General features: G+C 36.6%; 11 protein-coding genes and 1 tRNA gene. 5 read left to right on the top strand and 7 right to left on the bottom strand.

Annotated elements, in window-relative coordinates; all coding sequences use genetic code 11:
* Positions 1 to 70: 70 nt before the first annotated feature.
* Positions 71 to 691, top strand: a complete 621-nt coding sequence (locus AB1K81_RS11460; RefSeq protein WP_412976768.1) for a YesL family protein — start codon at positions 71 to 73, stop codon at positions 689 to 691.
* 310 nt (positions 692 to 1,001) lie between these two features.
* On the opposite strand, the gene AB1K81_RS11455 is transcribed toward AB1K81_RS11460, so the two are convergent.
* From AB1K81_RS11455 to AB1K81_RS11445, 3 genes are all read right to left on the bottom strand, one after another.
* Positions 1,002 to 1,823, bottom strand: coding sequence for a carbohydrate ABC transporter permease (locus AB1K81_RS11455; RefSeq protein WP_412976767.1), 822 nt, complete (start codon positions 1,821 to 1,823; stop codon positions 1,002 to 1,004).
* 12 nt (positions 1,824 to 1,835) lie between these two features.
* Positions 1,836 to 2,714, bottom strand: a complete 879-nt coding sequence (locus AB1K81_RS11450; RefSeq protein WP_412976766.1) for a carbohydrate ABC transporter permease — start codon at positions 2,712 to 2,714, stop codon at positions 1,836 to 1,838.
* A 485-nt stretch (positions 2,715 to 3,199) separates the two neighbouring features.
* Positions 3,200 to 4,498 carry an extracellular solute-binding protein gene (locus AB1K81_RS11445; protein WP_412976765.1) on the bottom strand — a complete coding sequence of 433 codons (1,299 nt, stop codon included), beginning with the start codon at positions 4,496 to 4,498 and terminating at the stop codon, positions 3,200 to 3,202.
* 162 nt (positions 4,499 to 4,660) lie between these two features.
* Here AB1K81_RS11445 and AB1K81_RS11440 point away from each other — a divergent pair, with 162 nt between their 5' ends.
* Together AB1K81_RS11440 and AB1K81_RS11435 are read left to right on the top strand one after the other, a co-directional pair.
* Positions 4,661 to 5,836 (top strand): ROK family transcriptional regulator, encoded by a 1,176-nt coding sequence (locus AB1K81_RS11440; protein ID WP_412976764.1) that lies wholly within the window; start codon positions 4,661 to 4,663, stop codon positions 5,834 to 5,836.
* 323 nt (positions 5,837 to 6,159) lie between these two features.
* Positions 6,160 to 7,767, top strand: a complete 1,608-nt coding sequence (locus AB1K81_RS11435; RefSeq protein ID WP_412976763.1) for a glycoside hydrolase family 43 protein — start codon at positions 6,160 to 6,162, stop codon at positions 7,765 to 7,767.
* 41 nt (positions 7,768 to 7,808) lie between these two features.
* On the opposite strand, the gene acsA is transcribed toward AB1K81_RS11435, so the two are convergent.
* From acsA to AB1K81_RS11420, 3 genes are all read right to left on the bottom strand, one after another.
* Positions 7,809 to 9,524 carry an acetate--CoA ligase gene (acsA, locus tag AB1K81_RS11430; RefSeq protein ID WP_412976762.1) on the bottom strand — a complete coding sequence of 572 codons (1,716 nt, stop codon included), beginning with the start codon at positions 9,522 to 9,524 and terminating at the stop codon, positions 7,809 to 7,811.
* 195 nt (positions 9,525 to 9,719) lie between these two features.
* Positions 9,720 to 10,217 carry a hypothetical protein gene (locus tag AB1K81_RS11425; protein ID WP_412976761.1) on the bottom strand — a complete coding sequence of 166 codons (498 nt, stop codon included), beginning with the start codon at positions 10,215 to 10,217 and terminating at the stop codon, positions 9,720 to 9,722.
* The gene (locus tag AB1K81_RS11420) at positions 10,214 to 10,402 is read right to left on the bottom strand and encodes a hypothetical protein (protein WP_412976760.1); all 189 of its coding nucleotides are present in this window, start codon (positions 10,400 to 10,402) and stop codon (positions 10,214 to 10,216) included. Before AB1K81_RS11420 ends, AB1K81_RS11425 begins: the two co-directional genes overlap by 4 nt.
* 1,452 nt (positions 10,403 to 11,854) lie before the next feature.
* Between AB1K81_RS11420 and AB1K81_RS11415 the strand changes: the two genes are divergently transcribed.
* Entirely contained in the window at positions 11,855 to 12,403 is a 549-nt protein-coding gene (locus AB1K81_RS11415) for a DUF3231 family protein (protein ID WP_412976759.1), read from the top strand.
* A gap of 718 nt (positions 12,404 to 13,121) precedes the next feature.
* Here the strand turns inward: AB1K81_RS11415 and AB1K81_RS11410 are convergent.
* Positions 13,122 to 13,194 (bottom strand) — tRNA-Arg (locus AB1K81_RS11410).
* A 179-nt stretch (positions 13,195 to 13,373) separates the two neighbouring features.
* On the opposite strand from AB1K81_RS11410, the gene AB1K81_RS11405 reads away from it, so the two are divergent.
* Positions 13,374 to 14,018, top strand: coding sequence for a deoxynucleoside kinase (locus AB1K81_RS11405; RefSeq protein ID WP_412976758.1), 645 nt, complete (start codon positions 13,374 to 13,376; stop codon positions 14,016 to 14,018).
* Position 14,019: the final 1 nt, after the last annotated feature.

Here is a 14,019-nt window from a genome sequence, read left to right as displayed (position 1 = left end):
CGATATACTAAGTGTGTTGCACATTCACTCGTAAAGCATTCTAAGGGTAGCCTTAGAGGAGGTTTCATTTATGAAATATACAAGCTCCACGATTTATATCATATTAGAATGGATTACTAGATTTGCTTTTGTTAATTTATTATGGATTTTATTCACGCTATTAGGTGGAATTATATTCGGGCTATACCCTTCTACTATTGCAATGTTTACCATCATACGAGAGTGGTTAAAAGGGAAGCACGATATTCCGGTTTTTACATCTTTTTGGAATTTCTATAAACGTGAATTTATCAATAGTAATAAACTAGGTATTATAATTACGTTCGTTATGGCCATAATTGGAATAGACTTTTTATTTATCCAATCGATTCAAGATGAATCTTATTTATGGTTATCAATCCCATTGTTTTCGTTTATGTTTTTGTTTCTAATCTATCTTTTTTATTTGTTCCCTGCTTTTGTGCATTACGATTTAAAGTTGTTTCCTTTGATGAAAAATGCATTTCTTATTATGCTTATTCATCCGTTACATAGTTTTCTGATGCTGGTTTGTTTAGTTTCGATTTACTTAATGATGAGCCTTGCACCGGCACTATATTTTATCTTTGGTGCAAGTACATATGCTTTTATTACGATGTGGCTTTCGTATCATGCTTTTCAGAGAGTAGAGCGGAAAAAGATAGATTCGTAATATCAGTGCACATACCCCGCTCCGGAAATATACTACGCTTTCACTTCCAGTACAAGTGCGACATCTGCTCGAAAGAACCTCGCAGTGTCTTCTTTACCGCGGGCTGCTGGTGAGCCAGGCTTCTACTTGAGTAAGCTTCGTCGCTGCCTTGCCCCGAGGAAGCCTGCTGCGTAGCTTTACTTGCAGACGCAGGGGCATCACCGGGGTCTCACCTATGCCTTTCCTCCCGCTGGAGTCTCCGTATATTTCCGGAGCTATTAGTGCTGTTTCATTTTTTCGGCATCACTCGTTATTTTAATTAAAGCCTCACTTACCCCTTCACAGCACTTGCTGAAATTCCTTCTACTACTTTGTTACTAAAGAAAATAAACGCTAATAGAATTGGTAATACGCTAATGATTAGGGTTGCTCCTATTGCACCCCAGTCTGTCATATATTGTCCAATAAAGTTTTGAATGCCGACTGTAAGGGTTTTATACGTATCCGAACTAATAAACGTATTTACAAATACAAATTCATTCCAGTTGTAGATCATATTAATGATGACGATTGTTGATATAACTGGTGCGGTCATTGGTAATATGATTTGGAAAAACATTCGGTTGATCGAGCTTCCATCAATAATAGCTGCTTCTTCAATTTCTCTTGGAAGCGTGTAATAAAAACCTAGTAAAATCATGATTGTAATTGGAAGATTATACGTTGTATACGTAATGACAATCGACCATGGATTATCGATTAAGTTTACATTTAAAAACATACTAAATAGTGGAATAATCGCTGAATGTATCGGAATCATAAGCCCAATCATAAACAAGCCTAAAACAAGTTTACTAAACTTCCATTTCATCCTCGTAATCGCGAACGTGGCCATGGACGCGAATAGAACGGTGAAGACAATGGCAACTGCCGTAATCCATAAACTATTCCAGAAGTAAGTACCAATACCGCTTTCCCATACCTTTAAATAATTCTCCCACCGGAACTCTTGCGGCAATGCAAACGGAGATCCAGAAAAGATTTCCCGATTATCTTTTAATGAAAATAGGAATAACCAAATGATCGGGAATATCTGAAAAACGGCGACAATCCCTAAACAGATATACAAAATAAAATAGCCAATACGTTTCATCAGACACACCCCTTAATATTGAATTTCTTCTTTCGATGCTGTTACTTTCCGAATCACAACCGTAACAATCAATGTAATGATAAGGAGTAAAAATCCAATTGCACTACCATAACCAAAATTGTTACTAGAGAAGGCTAATTTATACATATACGATGCCATAACCTCACTAGCCCCATTCGGTCCTCCACCTGTCATAACATAGATCAAATCGAAATACTTTAGGGAACCAACTACGGCTAACACAATGGTTACCTTTATCACACCCATAATTAATGGTAGTTTGATTCGAAAAGCAATCTGTATCGGAGAAGCACCGTCAATCCTAGCTGCTTCCACTATGGATTCAGGGATGTTTTTCAATGCTGCGTAATAAATCAAAATATAGAAACCTGCATATTGCCATAAAATCGGGACAAAGATGGCATATAACACGATGGACGTGTCTGCCAACCATGCAGGAGGATTTTCGATTCCAATAAACATTAGGATATGGTTTAACATTCCATTTGTTGGATTAAATACTTTGATCCAAAGCTGAGCAATCGCAACGGATGATAAAAGCATTGGGATCAGGTAAATTTTCCTGAGTAAGCTCGCACCCTTTATTTTGGATGCTAATATGAGCGATATCATTAGATAGATCGCTAAACTAAGTGTAGAAAATATTGCTAATAAAAATGAATGCCATGCACTGTCCCAGAATTTTATGTCTTGCAGGGCGTTAATATAGTTTTGTAGCCCAATAAAATTCATTTCTCCTATTCCGTCCCATTTAAATAGCCCATAGTAACCGGTTAGGATTAATGGGATGAAAATGAGGATGGTTATTAATAGGAGTGCGGGAAGAACGTAAAATGCAATTATCCATTTGTTGGACATGACTTTGTTCATTTCCTTCAACCCCATATCGTTAAAGATGGAAAAGAGGCTTAGATAAAAGAGTTAAATTAAATCCGAATTACTACTTAAGATAGTGCACCTAACCCGCTCGGGAAATATACTGCGCTTTCACATCTAGTACAAGTGCGACATCTGCTCGAAAAGACCTCGCAGTGTCTTCTTTGCACCTCACAGTACAAGTACGACATCAGCTCGAAAGAACCTCGCTGTGTCTTCTTTGCCGTGGGCGGCTGGTGAGCCAGGCTGCTACTTGAATAATCTTCTCTGTAGCCTTGCACCGAGGAAACCTGCTGCGTAGCATTACTAGCAGACGCAGGTGCATACTCGGGGCCTCACCGATGCCTATCCTCCCCGCTTGCGTCTCCGTATATTTCCCGAGCTAATAACGTTTTTTGAATTCAGATATAATCCTCTATCTTCTAATCTCTTCATGCCTCTTTTCTCTTTATTACTAGACTTATAGAAGAATAAATATTCTATTCCTCTGCTGCTAATGCGTCTTCGTGTGCTTTAGTGAACTCTTCTGGTGTTACTTCGTTTCCGAATATTGCTTGGATCATGTCTAGGTGAACTTGTGCTGCGTCTGGGCTCATTTGTACGTCAGCAAATAGTGTTAGATTACTTGCTGAGTTTAGGTCCTCTAATACGTCTACATACATTTGAGGTAATTCTAATGAAGCTGTATCCAGTTTTGTTGCTGGAATTACACCTGCTTGGGTAACGGATTTTTCACCCCATTGTTGAACGAAGAAAGAAACGAAATCTTTTGCTTCCTCTTTTACATCAGAGTTTTCCGATACGAATAATCCTACTCCTGGACCACCTACAAAACTATTCGTGTCACCTTTTCCATCAACTGTAGGGAAATGGAAATAACCAACAGAATCTCTGAATTCCTGTGGAACATCTTCATTTGTTGTGTAGTTCGGTAAATCCCATGTAGCAATTAAATACATTGCTGCCTGCTCGTTCATAAACATACTTTTTGCTTCTTCATCGGCTAAGCCATTAAATCCTTTTACGAAGGCATCCATGTTTACTAAGTTTTGTACTTCTTCTGCCGCTTGAACTAATGCTGGATCCTCGAATGTACCTGTGCGATTGATGGCATTCGTTAATACGTCTGCTCCACCAATTCGGTCAGCTAAATACATATACCATAAAGAACCTGTCCAACGGTCTTTATTCCCAAGTGCAATTGGAGCTACTCCATTGTCATTTAAAGTTTGAATAATCGTTTCTAGTTCTTCTAACGTACTCGGCTCTTCTAAACCATATTGGTCAAAAATCTGCTTATTATAGAAGATCGTTGCAATGTTCAGTTCTAACGGTAAACCGTACGTTTTTCCATCAATAGCGTAAGCCTCAGCGGTACCAGATACAAAGCTGTCCGCTAGATCACCTTCTAGCAAATCATCTAATGGCGCAAATTTGTTACCGTTTACATATGGTTCCAAATAACCAGCTGCCCAAGTCATCCCGACATCTGGTAATTCATCCGATGTAGATAATACTTGAATTTTATCCTTGTACTGTTCATTACTTAATACTTCTAATTCAACTGTTACTCCTGGGTTTTCATCTTCAAAATCTGCGATGATTTCGTTCACAATTTCATTATGTGTTTTCGAGCTGCCCTCTGGCCATAGATGCATAAACTTAATTACTTTTGAATCACCATTAGAGCTTGATGCACCATTGTCACCACATGCTGCTAGCAAGAGGATGACTGATAATAAGCTAACTAATAATGTAATCGCTTTCTTTCCTTTCATCACTAAACCCCCTAAATTTTAAAAATATTTAGCCTTATCACTAAGCTTACATAAAGAATATCAAAAAACAATTTGTTTGTCTAGTGGATAAACTAAGTTTATAATGGAATTATAACATGCTATACTTACAGTAATAACAATCAATAGAAAGTGGTACTGAAAATGATTAAGAATAAAACATGGAATCAGCATGAAGTAAAAAAAGAGAATAAATCACTAGTATTGGAAACAATACGCACGAACTATCCCATATCAAGAGCATCCATTGCGAACGTAACTGGCTTAAACAAAGGAACTGTTTCATCACTTGTAAGCGATCTATTAGAAGAAAAATTAATCCATGAATCAGGACCTGGGGAATCCAGTGGTGGAAGAAGGCCGGTCATGCTTTTATTTAACCAATTAGCAGGTTATTCGATTGGGCTTGATCTAGGCGTTAACTATCTACTTGGGGTACTGACGGATTTGGAAGGAAATATTTGTCTAGAAAAACAAGTGAAATTTAACCAATTATCCTATGAAGAAATACTAGATGAATTATTCCAAATGGTCGATTACTTGATTGAACATGCACCACCAAGCCCATATGGAATTATCGGCATCGGTATTGGTGTACCAGGTACGGTAAGTAAAAGTGGGGAGATATTGCTTGCTCCTAACCTTGGTTGGAGAAATGTTGATTTACTTTCCATTATGGAAGAAAAGTATTCCTTACCTGTTATCATTGAAAACGAAGCAAATGCCGGATCATATGGGGAAAAGAAATTTGGAGCTGGAAAAGATTATCACCATATTATCTATGTAAGTGTGGGGATTGGAATTGGTGTCGGTCTCATTCTAAATGGCGAGTTATATAAGGGGAGCAATGGCTTCAGTGGTGAATTAGGTCATATGACGATTGAGATGGACGGAATGAAGTGTGGTTGCGGAAATGAAGGCTGCTGGGAATTGTATGCTTCAGAAAAAGCATTAGTGAAAAATGCCCAAGACAAAGGCTTAGCAATTCCAAATAACCGAGAACATACACTAGAGAGTCTCATCACACTTGCGAAGGAAGGTAATTCTGAGGCTATTGCTTTATTCCATCAAATAGGGGATTACCTTGGGGTTGGGATTAATAATATTTCGAATATCTTTAATCCTGAATTAGTCATCATCGGAAATCGAATGGCCGATGCAAAAGATTGGTTAATGGAGCCTTTAATGAACCGAATTAAGAGCCAAACATTATGGTTCCAACAACAAAACCTAGATATCAATTTTTCCGAACTATCAACCCACTCCACAGCCCTAGGAATCGCAGCATTCTCCGTAGAGAAATTTTTGCTTACGATTTAACACTTATTTATAAAATTATCACTATAAAAATTGTTGCTTTTTCTCTGAGATAAAAAGGTGGTTGCACTGAGCAGCCCGTATACACGGAGACTCCTATGGGAGGATAGGCATAGGAGAGACCCGAAATGAGCTTTAGCTCTGAGGGGCTCCCCAGCCGCCCACGGCAAGGTAGACACTGCGAGGTAGTTTCGAGCAGATGTCGCCCCTGTACTGGAAGTGAAAGCAGAGTGTATACGGACTGCGGCCACCATCTACCAACTAGATTTATTTGATAATTTTAACCATAAATGTAAACGCATTCAATTTTAAAGGAGGCAAAAACAATGACTACCATTAAAAACCCAATTTTAACCGGATTTAATCCAGATCCAAGTATTTGCCGTGCTGGCGAAGATTATTACATTGCTGTTTCCACATTTGAATGGTTTCCAGGGGTCGGAATCTACCATTCGAAAGACTTAAAAAATTGGAAACTAGTATCTAGACCACTAAATAGACTAAGCCAGCTAAACATGATGGGAAACCCGGACTCAGGTGGCATTTGGGCACCTGCTCTATCCTATAGTGACGGGAAATTCTGGCTCATCTATACCGATGTGAAAGTAACAGAAGGACAGTGGAAAGATTGTCATAATTATCTAGTAACCTGTGAAACTATTGACGGCGAATGGTCCGAACCGATTCATATGAATAGCTCTGGGTTTGATCCCTCTTTATTCCATGATGACGATGGAAGAAAGTATTTTGTAAATATGGTTTGGGATCATCGCGTAGGTAATCATAATTTTTACGGCATTGTATTACAGGAATATAGTGTGGAACAACAAAAGCTAATAGGTCCATCTAAAGTGATATTTAAAGGAACAGATATTAAATTAACCGAAGCACCACACCTTTACAAAGTGAATGGCTATTACTACTTATTAACCGCTGAAGGTGGAACAAAATATGACCATCAAGCAACGATAGCACGTTCTAAAGATTTATGGGGACCATATGAAGTACATCCAGAAAACCCACTTATTACATCGTTTATGTATCCGAGAAATCCGCTGCAAAAGGCAGGGCATGCATCCATGGTACATACTCATACGGATGAATGGTTTTTAGTCCATTTAACCGGACGCCCGTTACCGAGAGACGGGCAACCATTATTAGATCCAAGAGGATTCTGTCCACTAGGTCGCGAAACGGCAATTCAGCGGCTAGAATGGCGTGATGATTGGCCATACGTTGTTGGTGGTAATCAACCAGCTTTAGAAATCGAAGGGCCGAATATTCCAGAAGTAGAGTGGGAACCAGATTATGAGGAAAAAGATGATTTTCATTCTGATTCATTGAATTTACATTTTCAAAGCTTACGGATTCCTTTAGGGGAAGAGATTGCTTCATTGAAAGATAATCCTGGTCATTTACGTCTATACGGTAGAGAGTCACTTACATCAAAATTTACCCAAAGCTTTATCGCAAGAAGATGGCAACATTTTAATTTTACCGCTGAGACGAAAGTTGCATTTAACCCGGATACATTCCAACAAGCAGCAGGGCTAGTAAACTATTACAACACACAAAACTGGACAACATTAACCGTAACATGGAACGAGAAAAAAGGTCGCATTCTTGATATCGTTACATGTGATAATTTCACTTTTGGGCAGCCATTGAAGGGGAATGAAATTAAAATTCCTGATCATGTGGAATATGTTTATCTAAAGGTTGATGTGAACACCCATCTTTATGCGTATTCCTATTCCTTTGACGGGGAAACATGGGTAAAAATCCCACTATCCTTTGAATCTTACAAGCTATCAGATGATTATATTCAAGGTGGGGGATTCTTCACCGGGGCATTTGTCGGAATGCATTGTCAGGATACATCTGGCAGAAGGAAACATGCTGATTTTGATTATTTTATCTATAAACCTGAATAAGAGGAAAGCCCTCCAGCTAGATTGAACTGGAGGGCTATTTTTTATGATTCTAATGTAGACGTATCACCAGTTGGCAAACCTAATTCCCAAGATTTGAGAAGTCGGCGCATAATTTTTCCGCTTCGGGTCTTTGGAATCGAATCTCGTACTTCAATTTCACGTGGTGCAGCATGGGCACTTAATCCCGTTTTAACAAATTGACGGATATCTTCTAGTAATTCATCAGACTCCTGATATCCTGGATTTAGTGTAATAAACGCTTTAATAATCTCCCCGCGCTGTGGATCAGGTTTTCCAATAACACCCGCTTCTGCGACAGCTGGATGCTCGATTAATTTGCTTTCTACTTCAAATGGTCCTACACGCTCACCTGATGTGTTAATGACATCATCTAGGCGGCCTTGGAACCAGAAGTAGCCATCTTCATCACGGTATGCACTATCGCCTGATACATACCAACCATTCACAAAATAGCTATCATATTTGCTCGGATTATTCCATATCGCACGCATCATTGACGGCCAGCCAGCTTTAATTGCCAGGTTACCCATTTGATTCGGCGGGATTTCATTTCCTTCATTATCCACGATCGATGCTTCAACACCTGGAATTGGTTTACCCATAGAACCAGGACGAATTTCTTCAGATGGAATATTCACGATTAACTGTGCACCCGTTTCGGTCATCCACCATGTATCATGAATACGTAAATCAAATGCTTTCAGTCCCCAAGTTACCACTTCAGGATTTAGCGGTTCTCCAACACTCATAATATGACGAAGAGAAGAGAAGTCATATTTTTTCACTAAGTCTTCTCCAGCACTTACTAACATACGTAATGCAGTAGGAGCCGTATACCAGACGGTTACATTATTTTTCTCCAATGTTTCATACCAATCTTCCGGTGTGAAACGACCTCCACGAATAACATTCGTAACTCCATGTAACCATGGCGCAAACACACCATAACTTGTACCGGTTACCCAGCCTGGGTCAGCTGTACACCAGTATACATCATCCTCTTTCAAATCAAGCACCCATTCACCAGTTTTATAATGCTGAATCATCGCATTATGTACATGGTAAACCCCTTTAGGCTTTCCAGTTGAACCAGATGTATAATGGATTAACATGCCGTCCTCTAAATCTACCCATTCGATGTCAAAGCTATCACTAGCTACTTCCATTTCTTCATAAAAATCAATATACTTATCGGATGCCTCACTGCGATTACCAACTAAGACAATTTTCTCTAAGTCTGGCAAATCTTCTTGTGGGACACGTTCTAATAAATCAGGTGTCGTAATGAGTACTCTTGCTGAACTATCTTGAAGACGGTCACGTACAGCCTGTTCCATGAACGCTTCAAATAACGGACCAGCAATCGCACCAACCTTTAAGATACCAAAGAAGCTAACATAAAATTCCGGGCTTCTCGGCATGAATAGAAATACACGATCACCCTTTTGAATATCGTATTTTTTTAAGACGTTGGCGAATTGATTACTTTGCTTACTAATTTCGGAAAAGGTTAAGGATTCTTCTCTTCCTGGCGCAGAATATAGAAGCGCCACTTTATCTTTTTTATTCGGATCTTCTGCATGTCGGTCAATTGCTTCGTACGCAATATTTACCTTCCCTGTTTCATTCCAAGTAAAGTGCTTATGCGCATCTTCCCATTGGAAGGTTGCTCGTAATTCATCATAGTTCTTTAAATTGTAGTTTCCTTCTCTAGCAGGTACACGTTGCATATCCATCCTTTTCACCTCATCTTCAAAATTTTGGAACCGATTACATTTCTTAAATTATGAAAAATTTAAAATGTTTATTAGTATTTTAGAACATTTTGTGAATTTTTTAAAGTATTTAATCCTAATTTAATAGAATTTTTTATCAATTAAAACAAGAAAAAACCTCTTCCCAAAATGGAAGAGGAGATTCTACCAGCTTTATTAATTTGTAATTTGTATCGCAATTTCTTCATAACTCATTTGTTCATTCACATCATATGTACCTGGACGAATTACGCTTTGATAGCCATGATTTACTAAATAGCTATCGAACGCTCTTGCATCATCAACAATCCCGTTTTCATAAAGTAGATTCGAAACCGTAACGGAAGACATGCCACTTTCAATAACGAGTTGATATGCTTTAACGGTTTCCTCTGTAGATTCTTCCGCTTCCTCTTCCACAGTATCTTCTTGTTCCTCTACTTCTTCCGGGTCTGTAGATTCGTTTTCTTCTTCGGATACATCTTGTTCTACTACATCTTTCTTCGCAACCTTATAACCTTGCTGTTCTAGATATGCGATAGCAGAGTCGGTCGAGTATTCATTCTCCGTATTTTCCGTAACGATAACTTCTTTAGGAGTCGTATAATAGACAAACGCTAAGATCCCAGTAGCTAGTAATACTCCAAATGTTGTCCCTCGTAAAAAATCTCTCATTCTTTATATTCCACCATCAATTCTTCTTCTAATACCATTAATCGCTTATTGATTTTATAAAATTCCACGGTTTGTCGAGTGCTTAATTCATCATAGCTTGCCTGGGCATCAAACTTTTTCACTCGGAAGGAAACTAAAAATACTAATATAGCAAATACAACTAATAGAATAATTGCAACGAACATGTTACCCACCTCGATATCTATAAATTAAAAACTATTAAATATGTCTCTAGTAGTTTTAGTATACATCAATTAAGGAGCGATTGTCTTTATTTACCACAAAAGATATGTACTTCACCACCTGTATTTCAATAGATTACATTTATAAAAATAAATGTGAAAATAAAAAAAAACTCCTTAAGGATAACGGGTTCGGTTAAGGGAGAGAAAATTATAATTAACATCACTTATAGAGAAGTTATCAGCACATTATTAACTTTTCTATTTTCGTTGATATTTAAAGGATTGTACTAGTGTTTAATGAAATCAACATAGATATTGGTAGGCAAATTAGCAAGTGTTTAATAACTATTAGACGCTTGCTAATTTTACGCTATTTCCTTTGTTCATATACTTGCTAAAAATGTGCGGATTTTGCGCAGAAAAAAAGACGATTATCTAAATAATAGAATAATCGTCCTTACATAATTTAATTTGTTTTTAATTCTTTCTTCAACTAAAGCACCCTTTACTTAAAAATCCCCCTCTACTACAAATCTACGAGAGGTATTTCTAATAACTAAATAAATATATACCACAAACACAATAATTATAGGAATGAATAATAGTTGTGTAATATTACCGATTGGTGCATCAAATATCCAAGCTATAACCATATTCAATACTAATAATAACATTAGAAAAGTAAGTAGAAAGAGGTTGGAACTTTTTATCTTTGGTCTATTCTTTTTAAGAAACATAAATACTATAGACCCGATTGTCAAAGTGATGAATGCAGTCTCAATTGTTATTGCGTAATTTGTAAGTGTTTCAATTTTAGCAAATTCTACTTGTGTAACTTCAGATTTAGCTAATAAAGGTTTACTAATATTAGATTTATAAAGTTCAATTGATACGTAAACAACATTTAAAAGCAACATCACTAAAATAGAGAGACGAAATAAAATACTTTGTTTAATAATATTTCTATGTTTTTTTGTTCCATTTTATCACCTATCTTTCTTATAAATTTAGCTCGCTTCTTCCACTAAACTGCCCTGTTAGCAGAATAACTTCAACATCAATACTAACATAATATTCCAAAAACAAATGAAGAATTTTAAATATAATAAAAAGGCGATTTTAATAGATCACCTTTTCAAGTAAAGCACCCTTTACTTTAAGTGTACTAATTCACATGAGATAAAAATTTTGAAAAATACCTAAAAGTATTATTTCATGCTGTTAGACGTATTTTCAATTTCATATGTAAAATCTCATCTCTCTTTTATACCCCAGTATTGAAGTTATCTAATCTATTACCTCATAAACAAAATTTATTTTTTTATGGTAGATGTTAGTGAAAGCATCGTACAAGAAAGGACTGTCATATATAAGTACAACATTTAATAGGTATTTTTTTGTATAAAATTGCCAAAAATTGTAGAGATCAAGCATTTATTGGGTGGTGTAAGAATGACAACTATTTTTGAAGCAATAAAAGATTATTTACAAATGCAGTTGGACAATGAACCTAAAAACCCTCTTCATGTAGGAGAAGTGATGAGTTGTTGGATGTACCTCGCACTAATGGATGAAGCAACTATATTCATTCAAATCGGTCTCAATTCGACCAATGATGATAAAGTGAAAGAAATGTTAGAGCAAAGCTTAAAACAATGTGATTCACAGGGGAAACGATTTAAAGATTTATTGAAAAAAGAAGGGATTTCCCTACCACCGACAAGTGAGCAAAGACCGAATTCAGATCCAAACGCAGTTCCGCTGGGAACAAAAATGACAGATGACGAACTAATGAACGGCTTAAGCATAAAAACAGTCACAGCAGTAGTTCATTGTGCAACAGCAGCAAGTCAATCTATAAGAAATGATGTCGGTTTACTATTTACTCATTGTATGTTGGAAAAGATGAAATTTGGTTCTTCGTTAAAGGTTGTTATGAGAAAACGAGGTTATATAAAGGTTCCTCCTTATTATTATCCTCCAGGTATTCCAAAACAGTAACAATCTGAGAAAATTAAAACAAATTAGCCCTGCAAATAGATGCAGGGCTTGATGTCTGTTAATTCTTGATGTTAAATTTAGCTTATCATTCATTGATTCATACTATTCAAATGTTCTTCATACGAATAGGTAAGGGTTGAAGTTATCTGAATTTACTGTGATTAATTTCATAGCCATAAACAAACATTCAAAGCCAAACCCCGTTAATAAATTGCTTATGGGGCTGTAATGATCCCATTATAATTTGCAACCTAATTGGAAAGTAAAAAACGCTCTTTGCAATAATACTCTAAGAGCGTTTCGTTATAACTTTCTATTCAACTCAAGCACCCAATATTGAAAGTTAGTTTTTAGTTTGAATATATAAAAATGTTTTTCGCACCAAAAATACTGCAAATGTTAGAATGAATATATATATCCCAATTTTAACAATGTCTAAATAAGCTATTGTAAAACCTACTATAATCATAATTAGTGAAACTACTTGTAAAGCCCTAATAATAAGTTCGGAAACATTCTTCAACCGGTTATTGTTCTTTTGTAACATCCAAACAACCAATCCTAAAAGCATACCTGCTATAAAGAGGAATTGATTGTTATTTTGTATACCAATTTGGTGCAAATTGAACGGAAATTTACTGTGGTATTAACTAATTTCCCTCCCGTATCCGAACCCGTTACCTTAAGGAATGAGTTTTCTTTTCAATAATTACTAAGACGCCCACGGCAGGATTCGAACCTGCGACACACGGTTTAGGAAACCGATGCTCTATCCCCTGAGCTACGAGGGCAAATAGTTAAGGAATAATCATTATTATACAAAACAAGGGGCCAAATTCAAAGTACTAAAACTTAAACGATATACCAAATATTACTTTACAAACCTCCAAATACAGTCTAGATAGCAAATTCGTAGTATGATAAAATTAAAAGATATCTGTCAGTATTTCATTTGATTGGGGGAACTAGAATGACAGAGGTCCCATTTATCGCAATTGAAGGGCCAATTGGTATTGGTAAAACATCGTTAGCTAAACGGCTATCAGATCACTTTAACTTCTATTTATTAAAAGAAATTGTAGAAGAAAATCCATTTCTAGGTAAATTTTATGATGATATCGATGAGTGGAGCTTCCAAACAGAAATGTTCTTTCTCTGCAATCGATTTAAACAATTAGAAGATATAGATAAAAAATATTTAACAAAACAAAAGCCTGTTGTTTCAGACTATCATATATCGAAAAATATGATCTTCGCGAAGCGTACACTACAAGCAGATAAGTTTCATAAGTACGAGAAGATTTATCACATCTTAACAGCAGATATGCCTGTTCCAAATATGTTAATTTATTTACATGCTAGTCTCGATACGATTTTAAACCGGATTCAGATGCGAGGTAGAGAAATCGAGCAAAATATTAAAGCATCCTATTTAGCACAGCTCGCAGAAGATTATGAGGCATATATGAATGAATTTGAAGTGTTACATCCAGAAATTCCAGTTATCCGAATAAACGGAGATGATATAGACTTCGTTAAGAATGACGCTGATTTACATTCGATAATTGAGCAGGTACAGAAGCAATTAACCTCTTTTGAAATGATATCTAAATAAT

Source organism: Ornithinibacillus jepli, assembly GCF_047228935.1.
Taxonomy (GTDB): domain Bacteria; phylum Bacillota; class Bacilli; order Bacillales; family Amphibacillaceae; genus Ornithinibacillus.
Note: the sequence above shows the minus strand (reverse complement) of the source record. Positions and strands in the feature narration are given on the sequence as shown.